Below are 17,788 nucleotides of genomic sequence, written 5' to 3' on the forward strand. Positions count from 1 at the left end.
GAAATGAGTGGCAGCTTTTTGATTATATGTCAATCACCGAGCGGTTTGAAGTTTACACCCTCTGTATACGTGTTACCCGCATTCCATAGAAGGAACTCATCTATTCCATTTTCATTCAGTGCGCGGATCTGATCTTCCACCTGCTGCTTGCCATACGGAATATAATTTCCTGCACCAAGCCAACTTGCCGTAAAGTCTTGGATCCAAGGTCTTGATACCGGGCGTTCTTCCAACTCATCAAGTCTTGCATTTTCAAACTTTGCGTATTCCGCGATAATTTTGTAAGGTTCCTTATCAGGTTTCTCTACTCCAAAATAGGAGGTCCAATGACTTGGATAGATCATGGACGAGATTACATCGACATGTTCTGAGATTCGGCTGAAATTCTGTCCGATCCCGGGAGCTTCCGGAAGCGTTGCAGTATAGCCGAATATATCTACAGAAACCTGAACATTGTATGGCTCAAGTTTTTCACTTGCGTATTCCACAAAATCAGTCACAGCTTCTACACGCTTTTGAACATTATCCAGGTCAAGATCTTTATAATCACCGTATCCATATTGCAGTGTCGTATCCCGTTTCTCAAATCCTTCAGGGTAGCGCACATAGTCGAACTGGATCTCTTGGAAGCCCATTTTTGCAGCTTCGATTGCAATATTCACATTATAATCCCAAACTTCTTTCATGAATGGATTGACGAAGGATTCCCCTCTTCCATTTTTCCATACCTGACCATTATCCACAAAAGATAGGTCCGGTCGTTTTTCTGCCAGAACAGAATCCTTGAAGACTACAATTCTACCAATAGGATAGATCTGCTTTTCTTCCAATTTCTTCATCATTGCCTGCGTGTCATGGATATAAGGCTGGGCAATATCCATGAATGGTGAACCCTCTTCAGGTATGTACGTCAAATATCCATGATCATCCTTGATATCGATGACCATTGAATTAAGGTCAGTTGTATCAAGGAGGTTGATCAGACGTTCAAACCTTTCCCCGCCAGCAGAATGCGCCGTGACGTAGATTCCCCGCACTGCATCTGGATATGCGAATTCGTACCCGGAATCAAACGCAAATCTTGCCATGCTAACCGGCAATTCCTTTTCCTGTACCTCTACTTTTTTTGTGCTGTGCTTCTCCACCTGCAGGCTTCCCTCTTCAGCCTGCACCGGAGAGAAACACATCATACTCAGTGCAATTGCAGCAACCAAGCCACCGAACATTTTTTTCATCATTCTCCCCCATTTATGTCTCAATTCTTGTTAGTTTCTATTATAAAGGAAATCCGCCTTCTTTTTGGCTTTTTCAGCAAATTTCCTCAAAATAATCCAAGAGTACCAGTTTAGTGCTATTCTCTATATATTATTTACAAGTGCACAAGCATATGAGCAAATAGAGAATTGATAGCCATCAAAAAAATCGGCCCGTAATATGGGCCGATTTTTTATCTTACAACAGCATATTCAGCTTGATACTTCTTATACTCAGCTTCAGAACATAATACGAAATGTCCCGGCTTCACTTCACGAAGCTCAAGTTCCTCGTTTTCTGCGTATCCATGTGATTTAGGGTCATATGCAAAACGCTTACGAGTGCGCTCTGAATCAGGATCCGGTTGAGGGATGGCAGATAACAGAGACTTCGTATATGGATGGATCGGATTATTATAAAGCTCATTGCTATCTGCAAGCTCCACAATCTTTCCGAAATACATGACTCCGATTCTGTCACTGATGTATTTAACCATCGACAAGTCATGCGCGATGAAAAGGTACGTTAATCCTTTTTCCTTCTGCAGCTTTTTCATCAGGTTGACGACTTGCGCCTGGATGGAAACGTCAAGTGCAGAAATTGGCTCATCCGCAATGATGAACTCAGGCTCAACAGCCAATGCTCGTGCTATACCGATGCGTTGACGCTGCCCACCACTGAATTCATGAGGATAACGACCAGCGTGATCTTTGTTTAGTCCTACTGTTTCCAGAAGATCGTAAACCTTTTGCATCCGTTCCTTCTTGTTCTTTGCAAGACCATGAATGTCAATGCCTTCTGCGATGACATCGGCAATCGTCATTCTCGGGTTCAATGAAGCATAAGGATCCTGGAAGATCATCTGCATTTTGCGATTGAACTTTAACAGCTCTTTTTTCGATTTTTTTCCGTGGACATTTTCGCCCTCAAACAGTACTTCGCCATCTGTAGCATCATAAAGGCGGATGATCGTGCGGCCTGTTGTAGATTTACCACAACCGGATTCGCCTACAAGACCCAGTGTTTCACCACGGTAGATATCAAAATTCAATCCATCGACAGCGCGGACCATATTAGGCTTTCCTTCATTGAAATACTGCTTCAAATTACGGATTTCCAATAATTTTTCACTAGTGGCCATTGTTATTCACCGTCCTTTATCATAACAGGCTTATCAAAATTGTTAGGCATGTGACGTCTGCGTTTTTGAACTGCCAGAGGCGGTTCAACCTTTGGAGCGTCTTCATGCAATAACCATGTTTTTGCAAAATGCGTTTTTGAAAGCTGGAACATCGGTGGCTCCATTTCCAAATCAATCTGCATCGCAAATTCATTACGGGCAGCAAATGCATCCCCTACAGGAGGATCAGTCAGATCAGGAGGAGTTCCAGGGATTGCATATAGCTCAGCATCATCTCCAAGCTCCAGATCCGGCATGGAGCTCAATAAGCCCCAAGTGTAAGGATGTTGAGGATTGTAGAAGATTTCATCCACTGTACCCATTTCGATAATCTGTCCGCCATACATGACTGCGACACGATCTGCTACGTTGGCAACTACACCAAGATCATGCGTGATGAAAATAATCGATGTTTCAATCTTCTGTTGAAGATCCTTCATCAAGTCAAGAATCTGTGCCTGGATGGTTACGTCCAATGCTGTAGTCGGTTCGTCTGCAATCAATACCTTTGGGTTACATGCCAATGAAATTGCAATGACAACCCTTTGTCTCATCCCACCTGAAAATTGGTGTGGATACTGTTTAAAGCGTTCTTCTGCCATTGGAATCCCTACTAAACGAAGAAGGTCGATCGCTTTTTCCTTTGCAGCACTTTTACTTAATTTCTGATGCTTGATGATTCCCTCCATGATCTGTTTTCCAACAGTCATCGTCGGGTTAAGTGAAGTCATCGGGTCTTGGAAGATCATCGAGATATCTTTACCCCGGATTCCTTGCATTGCTTTTTCTGAAAGCTTTGAAAGGTCTTTTCCGTCAAACAGGATCTCCCCGCTTTTGATATGGGAGTTGTTTTTTGGCAATAGTCTCATAATCGTCTTCGTTGTAACCGATTTACCGGAACCGGACTCGCCAACAATCGCTAGCGTTTCCCCTTTTTTCAAATCAAAGTTAACGCCGCGGATTGCTTGGACTTCCCCACCGAATGTATCAAATGAAACGTGTAAGTTCTTTACTTCAAGTATTTTTTCCATGTTCATTTCACCTGCCTTTATACTAGTCCTTCATTTTAGGGTCTAATGCATCACGCATACCGTCTGCAACAAGGTTGAACGCAATCATCAACATACTGATGATTATTGCAGGATAGATCATGATGTGTGGGAAGATCTGTAATGATTTATAGCCATCTTCAATCAACGTACCAAGGGATGCCATTGGAGGCTGCAGCCCCAAACCGATGAAGCTAAGGAACGCTTCAAAGAATATCGCACTTGGAATGGTGAACATTGTGTTTATGATAATTACGCCTACTACGTTGGGCAGTAAGTGCTTTGTAATGATTTTTCTATCAGATGAACCGAGTGTCCTCGATGCCAAGACAAACTCCTGGCCTTTTAGCTTTAATACCTGACCCCGGACTACCCGAGCCATCCCGACCCAACCGGTTATGGTGAGGGCGATGATGATTGCCAACATGCCTCGCTCCATGACCAGTATCATCAGAATTACGATGACAAGGTTAGGAATACCGATCAGCACTTCGATGATACGCTGCATCACATTATCGACGCGGCCGCCATAATAAGCGGAGATTCCACCATATGCAACCCCGATAACCATGTCAATCAGTGCAGCCAATAAAGCGATAAAGACGGAAACCCGGGTACCTTCCCAGATCCTTGTCCATAAATCGCGCCCTAAACCATCTGTTCCGAACCAGAAATAATCCGTGACGCCACGTTGCTCATAAATATCTACACCATTTCTTGTACCATCCATGATTCCAAGGTTTTCAATCCCGGGAACCTTGGCCGGCAAGTTGGCTCTCATGAGATCCTGATCATTGAATCCATGGCTGTTCATAAATGGTCCAAAGATTGCTAGGAAAGTGATTAAGAAAAGAATGAAAACACCAACGATTGCGGCTTTGTTTTTCTTTAATCTCAGCCAACCTGTCTGCCAATAGGTTAAGCTTGGTTTGGAAATTTTCTCGCCTCTATTTGGATCTTGCTTTGCTGGTTCAAAAAGATCTTTAGGAAGTTTTTCATAATTATTGTTCATTACTTTTTACCTCCTGCCAAACGGATACGCGGATCGATGACCCCGTAAAGGATGTCAACAATCAGTACAATCAAAATGAATAGTGCAGCAAAGAAAAGGGTTGTTCCCATGATGACCGGATAATCGTTCGTTGTAATGGAACGAACGAACTGTTCCCCTAATCCTGGGACTGCAAATATTTTCTCGATTACAAGCGTACCTGTCATTAAACTTACCGCTAGTGGTCCTAGAACGGTTACCACCGGTATTAATGCATTTCGCAAAGCATGTTTGAATGCGATGTCAAAGGAAGATGCACCTTTTGCTCTTGCAAGCGTTATATAATCCGATCCCAATACTTCAATCATTTCTGTACGCATGAAACGTGCAGAAATTGCAATCGGGAACATGGAGAGTGCAATTGTAGGGAGTACGGTGTATTCCCAGCCGTTCCAAAAGGCCACCGGGAACCAACCTAATTTTACTGCAATATAATATTGTAATAATCCTGCAAAAACGAAAGAAGGAATGGATTTACCTAATACCGCCAAAACTGTTGAACCGTAATCCACCCATGTATTTTGCCTTAATGCTGCAATCACACCAAGGAAGATACCAATGATTGTTCCAACCAGCATGGCCTGGAAACCTAATTGTGCAGAAGGTCCGATACGCTGCATAATCAGATCGGTGACACTTCTGTTGTCATATTGAAAGGAAATACCAAGATCCCCTTGTGCTAGACTTAGGATATATTTTGCATATTGCACTGGGACAGGATCATCAAGGCCGTATTTGGCATATAGGATTGCTTTTTGGGCCTCTGTCATTTTTTCCTGCATGGTAAACGGAGTACCTGGCATTAGTTTCATCAAGAAGAATGTGAATGAAGCGATTAGAAATAAGGTGATGATCATATAGAGAATACGCTGCAATAAATACTTAGTCATTTTTGCACCTCCTAAAAAATATGAATAATCAAACTATCTATAATTTTCCCTATAATTCGACAATTTGTTTACAGGGAAAAAGAGAGTATATATTTCAATATACTCTCTTTTTCTGAAGTTTGGAAGCAATAATTTTATACTGAAATATCTTTATTATTCTTTTCCGCTAATGTATGCCCACTTGTAGCTGAAGTCTGGACCAAAGTTATGTTTGTATACGTTTTGCACGTATGGCTGCCATAATCTTGTAGTACCACGTTGGTAGATCGGTGCAATCGCAGCATCTTCTTCAAGAAGGATACGCTCAGCTTCTTGCATAGCTTCGAAGCGTTTTACAGGATCGTTCGCATAAGTAGTCATTACATCATTTAAAAGCTTGTCATACTCAGGGTTGGAGTAACCCATTTTGTTGTTTCCACCATCAGTGATCCAAAGGTTAGCGAAAGAAATTGCATCTAGGTAGTCAGGACCCCAACCAGCTAATTGCATGTCATAATCCATCGCTGAATCTAGATCTAGACGTTGAGCAAATGGTACTTCTTTCAATTCGATTGTCAATCCAGGAAGGTTCGTTTCGAATTGGTTTTGAAGGTATTGTTGCATGTTTTTAGCCGTTTCAGTGTCGCCACCAAGAATTTCGATTGTAACTGCATCTGTTCCTAGCTCTTCAAGACCTTTTTCCCAGAATTCTTTTGCTTTTTCAGCATCGAATTTGTTGAAATCGCCGAATTTATCACGGAAGTCATCTCCGCTTTCAGGGTGTTGAACGAATTCAACAGGTACAGAGAAGTTAGCAGGTACAGAACCGTTGTTCAATACAACTTTTGCAAGATCTTCTTTATTGAAAGCCATAGAAAGTGCTTTACGGATATTTACGTTAGCCAATGCTTCATTTTTCGTTTGGTTCATTTTAAACCAGAAAATTGTTGGCTCTAGATATTGAATCAAGTTTGGATCTTCTTTATAAAGGTCAACAAACTCAGAAGTCAATCCAGGTGAAATATCAATTTGTTTTGCAGTGTAAAGGTTAACCCCAGTGGATACTTCTTTAACTACTTTTACATTGATTTCATCTAATTTTACAGTGTCTTTATCCCAGTATTTATCGTTCTTCGTCATTGTCCAGCCTACTTCATGCTCCCATTTGGATAATACAAATGGTCCGTTGTACACTAGGTTTTCTGCTTCAAGAGCGTAGTTTTCACCTTGCTCCTCAACAAATCCTTGGTGTTGCGGGAAGAAAGTCGGGAATGTCATTAAAGATTCGAAGTAAGCAACAGGTTGCTCTAGTGTTACTTCAAGTGTGTAATCATCTAATGCCTTAACGCCAAGTTCTTCTAAAGGTAGTTCTCCAGCAGATACTTTTTCAGCATTTTTGATTTTGCCATTCATCATATATGGTCCATACTCAGAACCTACAGTAGGATCTACCGCACGCTGCCAACCGTATACGAAATCTTTGGCTGTTACAGGGTCACCATTGGACCAAACTGCATCTTCACGAAGTGTAAAAGTGTAAACAAGACCATCTTCACTTGCTTTATGTTCTTTTGCAATACCTTCAACTACTTCATCATTTTCACTAAGTCTGTAAAGACCTTCAAAAACGTTGTTCATTACGTTGAAAGCTACTGCATCTGTTCCTTTTACTGTATCCATTGTAGGAATTTCAGCAGAATCTAAAACATTAAGTACTTGTGGTCCAGTTGCTTCACCTTCACCAGCAGGTGGTTGTCCTTCACCTTTACCACTATTGTTCTGACTTGAGTTTCCGCCGCCACAAGCAGCTAAAAATACACTCAGTACAAGTGAAAGCGCTAAAAGAAGTAAAAATTTTGACTTTTTCATTTACTTGACCCCCCATAAGAAATGTGTCGAATTTTGTGAGTAATTCGAGGTAACGATTTTTATTATACAAGTTTTCTAAACATTGTGCATTCATTATTTTAACAACAATTTTACAAAATACTGATTTTTCAACTATTATCATTACAAAAATAGTTCTTTAGTCCTATAATTTTTACGTATGTTTAATGTTTTTTATTACAATTTCTTTACAAACATTTCATAAATTTAACAAAATGTTTTTACAGGTTATTCCTTTTATAGTCTCTTTAAATTTGTCATATTCTATTCATTTCTTTACAATACAATTTAGTAACTTATTTAGGAGGAATTATGAACAAGACTATAAAAACTGCCGCCATTTACTTTTTGGTTCTTTTGATACTAACCATTTGTGCCGGTTACTTCTATTATGGTACTTTCTCTTTACTAGTATTTATCAATACATCCTTCTTCTTTTCTGGAATCACTCTCTTTTTTACCATGCTGATTTTAGTCACTCAAAAAGGTTTTTTTGATGCCATCACTTATGGATTCAGAAAAATTTTCGCCGCTAAACAGGCTGATAAACAATTGGAAGAGGATCCTTCTGCAGAAATGAGGAATCCTTCGGAATTACTTGACCCAATTAACGTATCCCCTTTGCTTATAGGGGCATTACTACTGTTGGTATGTATGCTCATAGGCTTAGTGGTCTTTTATAATAGTTGATATTTACCATATATTAAGCTATAATAAAGTACAATTTATTACAAAATGCTATGAAAAAGAGTAGTACTGATCAGGTTGGTTTTTTAGAGAGTTTGTGGGTGGTGCGAACAAACATCCAGCGGTCAGGAATGGACTTTTGAGCATCGGGCTGAAAAGAAATGAGTAGGCTTAGACGTTGCCTTACGTTACAGGCTCAAGTGATTTCTGCATTTTTCGCATGAAATAATAAGGGTGGTACCACGGTCCATTCGTCCCTTTTTTAGGGATGAATGGGCCTTTTTGTATGTTTTTTTAACTATTTTTACATTGGAGGAACCAAAATGAAGACAATATTTTCTGGCATTCAGCCGAGCGGCAATGTCACATTAGGAAATTATATCGGGGCAATGAAGCAATTTATTGAATTACAGGAAGAGTATAACAGTTATTTCTGTATTGTAGACCAGCATGCCATCACTGTGCATCAAGACCCGACCGAGCTTAGGAAAAATATTAGAAAACTCGCTGCTTTATATGTTGCGATTGGACTTGATCCGGAGAAAGCGACATTATTCATTCAATCGGAAGTCCCTGCACATGCACAACTGGGTTGGATGATGCAATGTGTTGCATATATCGGAGAGCTTGAGCGCATGACTCAATTCAAGGATAAATCTGCAGGGAAGGAATCCGTTACTGCCGGTCTATTGACGTACCCGCCTCTTATGGCAGCAGATATCCTGCTTTACAATACTGATCTTGTTCCTGTAGGAGAAGATCAGAAGCAACATCTGGAATTGACTCGCGACCTTGCTGAAAGATTCAACAAAAAGTATCGGGAAATTTTAACAGTTCCTGAAGTAAAAATCCCTAAAGTCGGGGCTAGAATTATGTCACTGGCCGAGCCTACCAAGAAAATGAGTAAATCAGACCCGAACCAAAAATCTTTTATCTCATTACTTGATACGCCAAAACAATTGGAAAAGAAAATAAAAAGTGCTGTGACTGACTCTGAAGGAATTGTAAAATTTGACAAAGAAAACAAGCCTGGAGTATCCAATCTCCTTTCCATCTATTCCATCCTTGGAAACAAATCGATTGAAGAATTGGAAGCCTATTATGAAGGGAAAGGTTATGGAGATTTTAAAGGTGATCTTGCTGAAGTGGTAGTAAATGCTCTCGAGCCGATTCAAACTAGATACTATGACTTGATAGAATCCGATAAATTGGATATTATCCTGGATGAGGGTGCGGAAAGAGCAAATCGTGTCGCGATGAAGACATTGGCCAAAATAGAAAATGCAATGGGATTGGGTAGGAAGAAAAGAAGATAAATAAAAAGAGTAGGAGGCGTTTTATACACCCTCTACTCTTTTTTTATTCCCTCGGAAACATTCAATTCACCTTAGGATGCTGCTCGAGTTCCCATAGTTTTTCAAAGAAAGGTTGTCCTTTTACTAAAGATTCACAGAAGAGTTGATGCTTCGGGGACCATCCATCCCTTGTCTCTTCAAATAACTGAGTCCATACTTCTTCGAATGTCATTCTTTGGATTTCCCTATAATGCAAAGGATTCCACTCAGTATACCAGTACCTTACTTCAGCAACATTGCTCGTCGATCTTAGCTGATCAAGTGCCATAAATAACAATTGTTTTAATTGTCTTTCCTTGCGGGTCAGTCCGTTCATGATCTCCGGTGCTGGAGATAAAATGTGGTAGTCCTTCTCTGTCTTGGTTGTTGGCGAGAAGGCAAAGATGGAATAGTCATGGTTCTCGACCATATCATATACCAACTGCTCCTGTCTTGGGATCAGCCTGCTTTTTCTAATAGGAATGTTATATCCGATAGTGTCTACAGCTAATATCCCTTTCCCATCCGTCACAACAAAACAATAATCTAATTGAATCCGCTCATGATTTTTCCTGATATAGCTTTTTTGAAAAATCTCTTCTAGTAAAGATGGAGGCAGCTCTTGGAGGTCGTTTTCAATGTAGTTGAATAGAACAGACTCTACTTTAAGCAATGGAACCTGGTCTAATAGCTCCACACTATCGTCTTTTCTCCATTCGTGAAAATGGCAAACATTATATCCGTTTTCTTCTCCTTCAAACCAATTTACCCATACGTCATGAAGATACAACATATCATACCCCTCACTTTACATCTACACTTTATTTATCCAACAGTATGGGCAGTGAGGTGCAAAATTATTCCATATTAGCCATTTATTTTTTCATTTCAGTCTTTTTCCCTGAACGTTGGCTTTTTCTTTTGCAACGAAAAGAGTGCCCAGCTTACAGTTCCGATTCCGAGTGGAAGCAGATAGCATTCTGGACGCAAAAGTATAAATTTAAAGAATTCCACTATACTGCTCCCCGTGGCAAATAGATTCAAATAGGCCAGGATGCTGATCCCCCCGGAAACCGCCATACCAAATCCACAAAGAAAGAAAAAGCCCCTTATCATCAGCCGCCACTCATTAATAGATCGTTATATTTCATCCCAACGAACCCCTTGTCCATTCTTGTACTACTAGTTTATGTAAGAGAGTGTTATTGATGACATATTCTTATTAAAAACGGGCTCTTTACTACAAAAAAAAAAGAAAAGTCAAGAGTTCATCTTGACTTTTCTTTAATCGTTGATTCTTGGATCAAGCGCATCTCGAAGGCCATCACCGATAAAGTTGAAGCTTAATACTGTCAGTAAGATTGCTAAACCTGGGAATAAAGGATACCACCAGTGTTTAAGCATGATTGTAAAGTTTTGCGCATCCTGAAGCATATTCCCCCAACTTGGTGTTGGTGGCTGGATACCCAATCCTAGGTAACTCAATGCAGATTCTGCAAGTATGACTCCACCTACCGCGAGCGTTGCAGATACAATGATCGGCCCAAGAGCATTCGGCAGGATATGTGCAAAAATGATTTTATAGCTTCTTGTACCAATTGTTTTGGAAGCAAGAACAAATTCACGAGATCTTAATGATAAAAACTCTCCGCGTACTAGACGTGCTGTACTTGTCCAACCTGTCAAGGCAAAGATCATAATCAGTTTATCGATACCTGGATCAAAGATCGTTACAAGCGTAATCAACAAGAATAGGGATGGTATGGAAAGAATGATATCTACCAATCTCATTAGGATGGAATCAATTAATCCACCAAAATAACCAGCTACCGCACCAACTACAGTTCCAATAGATATTGCACCAATTACGGATGCAAACCCTACCAATAAGGAGATTCTTGCTCCATACAGCATTCTGGCAAATACATCACGTCCGAAGCGATCCGTACCAAGCCAATGTTCCCCACCTGGGGACTGCAGCTTATTCAATAGATTCTGCTGCTCATAAGGATGAGAAGTAAGCCAGGGTGCAAATAATGCACCAAACATGATGATCCCTAAAATAACAGCTCCGATGACAGCCAATTTATTCTTCATGAACTTGCGGAACATGATTTTCGTCAATGTGTCCGGTTTAGCTTTTAAATTGGGGTCTAACGACAAGTTTGTATTGTTTTGAGGCGATGTTTGAGTTTGCATCGATGTTCCCCCTCCTAGTATTCGATTCTCGGGTCAAAGACTGCGTAGAGAATATCTGCAATCAGGTTGCCGATAACTACTAAGACCGCTGAAATTACTGTTAAGGCCATGATGACAGGATAATCACGTTGGAAGGCGGATTCGATAAATAACAAACCAATTCCAGGCCAGTTGAAAATTCTTTCTGTAATTGCTGCCCCGCCGATAAAGGAAGGAAGCATAAGTCCAAAAATCGTGATAACAGGAATCAAACCGTTACGCAATCCATGCTTGTACACAACTTTTTGTTCTCTAAGACCTTTTGCACGTGCTGTACGCATATAATCCTGGCTCAATACCTCGATCATACTTGAACGGGTATAACGGGTTAATCCTGCCATGTCCGCACTGGCAAGTACAAATGCCGGCATGATCAAGTGCTTGATACGGTCCATGATGCTGAAATCTGCGTTCAAAGTCGCAACGCCACCTGTAGGTAGCCATCCTAATTGAACAGCAAATATCATGATCAAAATCAGACCAACCCAGAAGTTTGGAGTGGCTAGCCCTATAAAGGATGTGACCGTGACTCCATAGTCTGTCAATGAATAACGCTTTCTAGCAGATATTACTCCAAATGGTACTGCGATAATGACTGCCAATACAGTGGAAACAATCATAAGCAGCAAGGTGTTAGGTAGACGGTTCATAATCATTTCACTTACAGGTACACCACGTTTGATCAAGGAAGTCCCAAAGTCACCCTGGGCCATGTTGCCTACCCATTTAATATACTGTTCATGCACTGGATCATTCAATCCATAACGCTCTTCAAACTTTGCCAAATCCTCTTTACTGATATTCGGGTCCATCATCAGGGAAGATGGTCCACCTGGCGCCATCTGTATGATAGCGAAGGATAATATAGTGATACCGATAAGCAAGGGAATAGCCATTAAAGAACGGCGGATAATGTATGAGATCATAGCTGATTCTCCTTTTCTGTCTTTACTTTAAGCGGAGTTAAACGTGTCAGGGATTATATGATTATCAGGGACCCTTTCGGCATGCCCTGATATTACTGTCAAATTCATGAAAAGAGGAAAGGGATTGCTCCCTCCCCTCCAATTCTACCTGTAACTATTAGTTAGCAGGCTTTAACCACCATTCATTGATCTTGTAGAAGTCAGACTTCGCGTGGAAAGTATAACCTTCTAAGTTAGCAGGCATCGCACGGTGTACGTTTGGATAGTACAAGAACGTGTATGGTTGCTCCTCAGCGATAATGTTGTTAACTTCAACGATATAGCCTTTACGCTCTTCTTGATCCATAGTGCTTAAGTTTTTGTCCATAAGCTCATCAGCTTTAGGGTTAGAGTAGTTGATGAAGTTCAAGCCTTCTTCAATTTCTTTAGAGTGGAAGATACCAGATGGATCTGGATCAGTTCCTAAGCTCCATCCAAGGATGATAGCGTCGAATTTCCATGCAGGAGGGTTAACATCCGCTAAGAATGCAGACCATTCCATGATGTTTGGTTTAACTTCGATTCCAACTTCTTTCAATTGTTGTTGAACAACAACCGCGATATCTTCACGAACTTTGTTACCTTGGTTCGTTTTTAATTCAAATGAGAATTTTTGTCCGTCTTTTTCAAGGATTCCGTCAGCTCCAGCTTTCCATCCAGCAGCAGCTAGCATTTCTTTAGCTTTCTCAGGATCGTACTCGAACTTTGGAGTTTCAGAATCATCATATGCCCAGCTAAGTGGAGACTCAGGGAAGTGAGCTACTTCTCCGTCACCGTTCATTACAGAAGAAACGATAGTCTCTCTGTCGATTGCATGAGTTAAAGCTTGACGTACAGACTTGTCTTGGAATAATGGGTTACGTAGGTTGTATCCTAGGTAAGTGTAAGAAAGAGCAAGACCGGATTCGATCTTCAATTTCCCTTGACCTTCCCATTCTTTAACTGTTTCTAAGTCAGTAGAAGGAACAGTTGTGAATTGTACATCTCCAGTGCTTAATTGAGTTAACAATTGGTCACCGTCAGTTACGATTTTGTAAGTAAGTGTATCAAGGTAAGGGCGGCCTTCATGATAGTCATCAAAAGCTTCAACCTTTACATATTGTCCGTCAACCCACTCAACGAATTTGAATGGACCAGAACCGATAGGAGCTCTGTTGAACTCATGCTCACCCATTTCAGCAACAGGAACGTCACCAAGGATGTGCTGTGGTAAGATACCATAGCTTAAAGTGATGTGGAAATCAGGAGCTACAGCGCTTAAAGTGAACTTAACTGTTAGATCATCAACGATTTCAACAGAAGTGATCTTTTCGAAAGAACTAGCACGAGGACCATCATAGTCTTCGCTTAAAGGAATTTCGAATGTGAACTTAACGTCTTCAGCTGTTACAGCTTCGCCGTCATGGAATTTTAAACCTTCTTTTAACTTAACTGTGTGAACTAGGCCGTCTTCAGAAGGCTCCCAGCTTGCAGCCATAGATAATTCAGGTTCGAATTCAGTGTTTCCGCCAACTAGAGAATCGTAAACGAAACCTTCGATAGCAGAAGATGCAGTATCTGCAGAGTAAAGAGTGTTGAATAGAGTAGGGTTACCAGTAGAACCGATTACAAGGTCTCCACCTTGTACTGGCTCGTTGCTGTCAGCAGGCTCTTCTTCTTTAGTTCCCCCGCCATTGTTTGTATTGCCGTTGTTGTTGCCATTGTTTGTTGCATTGTTAGAAGTGTTGTTAGAAGAACAAGCAGCTAAGAACAATGAAAGCACCAATGTTAAAGCGATAAGTAATAATGACTTTTGCTTCACGTTTAACTCCCCCTTGAAATTTTTAAATGTTCTGAAAATGAAAGGTAAAGAATGTTTTGCCTTCTGGATTATCTCCCCCTTTCAATGGGTATATATTTGATAACCTGTCACCTATTCGTATAGGTGACAAGCGACAAAATGATTTGGTTTTACTTCTTTGAATTCAGGTATGATCTGCTTGCATGATTCCATTGCTGCAGGGCAGCGGGTATGGAATACACAGCCAGTCGGCGGATTTGCCGGACTTGGAAGCTCACCCTTCAGGACGATGCGCTCACGTTTCACCTGACCTTTGCGACGTGTGGAAGGTACAGCTGAAAGCAATGCTTGTGTGTATGGGTGCAACGGCTCGTTATACAAGTCGTTTTTGCTTGCAAGCTCCATCATTTTCCCTAGATACATAACCCCGACTCTATCACTTATATGTCGCACGACACTCAAGTCATGGGAGATGAAGATGTATGACAATCCCATTTCCTTTTGTAGATCCTGCATAAGGTTGATGATCTGGGCTTGTATCGAAACATCCAATGCTGATACTGCTTCATCGGCAATGATCAGTTCAGGATTCAATGCCAACGCTCTTGCAATACCGATACGCTGACGCTGTCCGCCAGAGAATTCATGTGGATATCTATTGATATAAGAAGGATCAAGTCCTACTTTTTCAAGCAGTTCCTGTACTTTCTCTTCACGCTCTTTCTTTGTGAAAAGATTATGCGTATTGTACGGCTCTTTTAAGATGGATCGTAATGTCTTCCTTGGATTCAGCGTTGCGAACGGATCCTGGAAAACCATCTGGATATCGCGTCTTACCGTCTTTCTTAGTTCGCTCTCACTCATTTTGGCAATGTCACGGCCCTTGAAGATTATTTCACCTTCAGTGGGTTCGTATAGTCGGATAAGTGTTCTTCCGGCAGTGGATTTACCACAGCCAGATTCGCCTACGATACCAAGCGTTTCACCTTTTTTGATGAAAAGGTTGATATCATCCACCGCTTTTACATTCCCAACGTTACGTTGCAGCAAGCCTGCTTTGATTGGAAAGTACTTCTTCAGGCCTCTTACTTCAAGAAGGTAGTCGGAAGAGCTGTCTTTCTGAATCGTATTGGTGTTTTGCGTATCTGTCGAAATCATGCTTACGCCTCCTTCCCTTCATACAAGAAGCATCGTACTGAACGATTCCCTTCTTTCTTTTCAAGCGTTGGCACTTCATTGAAGCAACGGTCGAACGCTTGTGGGCAACGTGGTGCAAAACGGCATCCTGGCGGCAGGTTCGTCGGTGGCGGTACATTTCCTTGAATGGACTCAAGCCTTGAAATATCTGCCTCGATGCTTGGGATTGAATTCATCAATCCCACTGTATATGGATGTAATGGTTCATCGAACAAGTCATCAACGGATGCTTCCTCCACTACTTGGCCACAATACATAACTACTACTCTATCAGCAATTTCTGATACGACTCCTAAATCATGCGTGATCAGAAGGATGCTAGTATCAAATTTATGACTAAGGTCCTTCATCAGGTCAAGGATCTGCGCCTGGATTGTAACATCCAATGCTGTTGTAGGCTCGTCTGCGATCAGGAGCTTAGGATTACAGCTCATCGCCATTGCGACCATGACCCTTTGTCTCATCCCGCCGGAAAGTCTATGCGGGTAGTCATTTATTATTTGCGCAGCTCTTGAGAATCCAACGAGTTCAAGCATTTCAATCGCTTTCTTCACTGCAGCTGTTTTAGACATTTTTTGATGAAGCATCAATACTTCCGTAATCTGTTCCCCGATGGTCAGTACGGGATTCAGGGAAGTCATCGGCTCCTGGAAAATCATTGAAATATCATTTCCGCGAACCTTGCAAAGCTGACTTTCAGTTAGCTTCGTAAGATCAGTACCATCAAATAATATTTCCCCGCCTACTATCTTGCCTCCCGGGCTGGGTACAAGACCCATGATAGATAGGGAAGTAATCGATTTACCTGATCCGGATTCACCAACAAGTGCGACAGTCTCTCCTTTTTTAATGGAGATATCTACACCATCTACCGCTGGAATAGCTTGCTTTTTTCTAAAAAAGTGAGTCTGTAGGTTTCTCACTTCCAATAAAGCTGACATTTAGCCTTCACCATCCTTTTCTCTTTCGATGCATGGTCTGTTGATGCTACAGTAACCTTTTGTAAATTCATTGTTAAAAATATTCGGTTAATTTTTAACGCAAATATTACAAAATTATTAATCTTATAATCTCTCGCCTAGTAAATTGTATCTTTATGTAGGCTTTCCATGCTATTTATTACAGGATTGCTTCAATATTTGCTTGATATTAATCTGTAAAAACTAAATTATCGGAAAATAATTATCGTCTGTTTGTATATTATTACAGTTTCGTTACAGAATCAAGCTAATTTTGAAAATTAACTAAAAATTTTTTTAATTAGGACTAATAACAATCTTCTACAAAAACTGATTATATACAAAAAAATGCAAAAAAACTAGCTTTTTTTGCTAGTTTTTTAATATTTTTGATATTTTTACACTATTCCTCAAAGAATTATATCTCTAATAGTATTCGCACGTCAGTTAGACTGTGCTTCATCAATGCAGGATAGAGCCATTCCTTCTCCTCCAAGAGCCTTTGAATCAAGTAATATCCTACACAGTATCCGACCATTTTGGGATAAAACCCTTTTCCATATAAGATTTTCATGTGTTCTCTTTCTTTTTTGATGAGATCTTTGTTTGGGAGTATATATCTCTCCAGGAAATTCTTCAATTCTTTGTCCGAATAGTACTTCGTCCAATTTGCTGTATACTGTTCCCCCAAGCTGTATTTCACTGCACTCTCAGCCAAACCTTCTATTAATACCGATTCTATCAGGGTATAGTGATCATCCTTTTTCTTGTTGTTGGCCAGCACGCAAATATGGTTATATTCATGTGTGAGTAGCGCCTTTAGTTCATTATGTTCTATATCTTCCGGAAGGAACAGAAAGAGCTTATCCTTGAAAGCCACTCCTGATTTGCCTTTAAAGTCCCTTTTGATCTGCGGATTAAGTTCATCAGACGGAAATATGAAAATCGGGATGTCGGGACCATTCCACATTTTCTTCAAGCGCTTCCACTCTTTTAGTACGACATTCCAGCAATCTAGCCTGATCAGCTTCTCGACTGTCTCATTCCCATTTTTCACCGGTCTGTACATCCCATGCATAATCAGGTAGTCATATAGTTCTCGTTCCGTTACATCCTCAAAGTATTTCAGCAGTTTTTTGGAAATGTTCAAGGGTTGATGGTAGTCTTCTTCCAACCATCGATCCGTATGAATTATGCTCATTTTCTACAGCCCTTTTCTTCACTTTTTCCCATTGTATGTTGAGGATGGGGAATTGGTGAGATGGTGTACACGTTCCAAACCCTCATCAAAATAAAAAGAAGCACCCTGCCGCATGTTAAATGGCTGGTGCTTCCATT

The 17,788-nt window shown here is 40.8% G+C and carries 16 protein-coding genes and 1 other annotated feature; of the genes, 2 read left to right on the forward strand and 14 right to left on the reverse strand.

Annotation, left to right across the window (positions count from 1 at the left end):
- Positions 1 to 29: 29 nt before the first annotated feature.
- From JOC95_RS12035 to JOC95_RS12060, 6 genes are all read right to left on the reverse strand, one after another.
- The gene (locus JOC95_RS12035) at positions 30 to 1,235 is read right to left on the reverse strand and encodes a putative glycoside hydrolase (protein WP_204417258.1); all 1,206 of its coding nucleotides are present in this window, start codon (positions 1,233 to 1,235) and stop codon (positions 30 to 32) included.
- 212 nt (positions 1,236 to 1,447) lie between these two features.
- Entirely contained in the window at positions 1,448 to 2,395 is a 948-nt protein-coding gene (locus JOC95_RS12040; RefSeq protein ID WP_204416543.1) for an ABC transporter ATP-binding protein, read from the reverse strand.
- 2 nt (positions 2,396 to 2,397) lie between these two features.
- The gene (locus tag JOC95_RS12045) at positions 2,398 to 3,465 is read right to left on the reverse strand and encodes an ABC transporter ATP-binding protein (RefSeq protein ID WP_204416545.1); all 1,068 of its coding nucleotides are present in this window, start codon (positions 3,463 to 3,465) and stop codon (positions 2,398 to 2,400) included.
- Positions 3,466 to 3,487: 22 nt separating this feature from the next.
- The gene (gene opp3C / locus JOC95_RS12050; protein WP_204416547.1) at positions 3,488 to 4,495 is read right to left on the reverse strand and encodes an oligopeptide ABC transporter permease; all 1,008 of its coding nucleotides are present in this window, start codon (positions 4,493 to 4,495) and stop codon (positions 3,488 to 3,490) included.
- The gene (opp3b, locus tag JOC95_RS12055; protein WP_204416549.1) at positions 4,495 to 5,424 is read right to left on the reverse strand and encodes an oligopeptide ABC transporter permease; all 930 of its coding nucleotides are present in this window, start codon (positions 5,422 to 5,424) and stop codon (positions 4,495 to 4,497) included. Before opp3b ends, opp3C begins: the two co-directional genes overlap by 1 nt.
- Positions 5,425 to 5,577: 153 nt before the next feature.
- Positions 5,578 to 7,272, reverse strand: a complete 1,695-nt coding sequence (locus JOC95_RS12060; protein ID WP_204416551.1) for a peptide ABC transporter substrate-binding protein — start codon at positions 7,270 to 7,272, stop codon at positions 5,578 to 5,580.
- A 330-nt stretch (positions 7,273 to 7,602) separates the two neighbouring features.
- On the opposite strand from JOC95_RS12060, the gene JOC95_RS12065 reads away from it, so the two are divergent.
- Positions 7,603 to 7,980 (forward strand): DUF3899 domain-containing protein, encoded by a 378-nt coding sequence (locus JOC95_RS12065; protein WP_204416553.1) that lies wholly within the window; start codon positions 7,603 to 7,605, stop codon positions 7,978 to 7,980.
- Between the two features lie 41 nt (positions 7,981 to 8,021).
- Positions 8,022 to 8,239, forward strand: a binding site (T-box leader).
- A gap of 61 nt (positions 8,240 to 8,300) precedes the next feature.
- Positions 8,301 to 9,293: a tryptophan--tRNA ligase gene (trpS, locus tag JOC95_RS12070; RefSeq protein ID WP_204416555.1), complete on the forward strand. Its 993-nt coding sequence runs from the start codon at positions 8,301 to 8,303 to the stop codon at positions 9,291 to 9,293.
- A gap of 61 nt (positions 9,294 to 9,354) precedes the next feature.
- Here trpS and JOC95_RS12075 read toward each other — a convergent pair whose 3' ends face one another.
- The 8 genes from JOC95_RS12075 to JOC95_RS12110 form a co-directional block, all read right to left on the reverse strand.
- On the reverse strand, positions 9,355 to 10,104 hold the full coding sequence (locus JOC95_RS12075) for a YjbA family protein (RefSeq protein WP_204416557.1): 750 nt from the start codon (positions 10,102 to 10,104) through the stop codon (positions 9,355 to 9,357).
- 95 nt (positions 10,105 to 10,199) lie between these two features.
- The gene (locus JOC95_RS12080; RefSeq protein ID WP_204416559.1) at positions 10,200 to 10,427 is read right to left on the reverse strand and encodes a YuzI family membrane protein; all 228 of its coding nucleotides are present in this window, start codon (positions 10,425 to 10,427) and stop codon (positions 10,200 to 10,202) included.
- A 168-nt stretch (positions 10,428 to 10,595) separates the two neighbouring features.
- A complete protein-coding gene (opp4C, locus tag JOC95_RS12085) occupies positions 10,596 to 11,510 on the reverse strand; it encodes an oligopeptide ABC transporter permease (protein WP_204416561.1) in 915 nt (304 codons plus the stop codon).
- A 14-nt stretch (positions 11,511 to 11,524) separates the two neighbouring features.
- Positions 11,525 to 12,475 carry an ABC transporter permease gene (locus JOC95_RS12090; protein ID WP_204416563.1) on the reverse strand — a complete coding sequence of 317 codons (951 nt, stop codon included), beginning with the start codon at positions 12,473 to 12,475 and terminating at the stop codon, positions 11,525 to 11,527.
- Positions 12,476 to 12,632: 157 nt separating this feature from the next.
- Positions 12,633 to 14,315 (reverse strand): ABC transporter substrate-binding protein, encoded by a 1,683-nt coding sequence (locus JOC95_RS12095; protein ID WP_204416565.1) that lies wholly within the window; start codon positions 14,313 to 14,315, stop codon positions 12,633 to 12,635.
- Positions 14,316 to 14,426: 111 nt separating this feature from the next.
- The gene (locus tag JOC95_RS12100) at positions 14,427 to 15,452 is read right to left on the reverse strand and encodes an ABC transporter ATP-binding protein (RefSeq protein ID WP_204416567.1); all 1,026 of its coding nucleotides are present in this window, start codon (positions 15,450 to 15,452) and stop codon (positions 14,427 to 14,429) included.
- 2 nt (positions 15,453 to 15,454) lie between these two features.
- A complete protein-coding gene (locus JOC95_RS12105) occupies positions 15,455 to 16,432 on the reverse strand; it encodes an ABC transporter ATP-binding protein (RefSeq protein ID WP_204416569.1) in 978 nt (325 codons plus the stop codon).
- A gap of 436 nt (positions 16,433 to 16,868) precedes the next feature.
- A complete protein-coding gene (locus JOC95_RS12110) occupies positions 16,869 to 17,651 on the reverse strand; it encodes a DUF2268 domain-containing putative Zn-dependent protease (RefSeq protein WP_204416571.1) in 783 nt (260 codons plus the stop codon).
- Positions 17,652 to 17,788: the final 137 nt, after the last annotated feature.

The organism is Sutcliffiella tianshenii, from assembly GCF_016908565.1.
Lineage (GTDB): Bacteria > Bacillota > Bacilli > Bacillales > Bacillaceae_I > Sutcliffiella_A > Sutcliffiella_A tianshenii.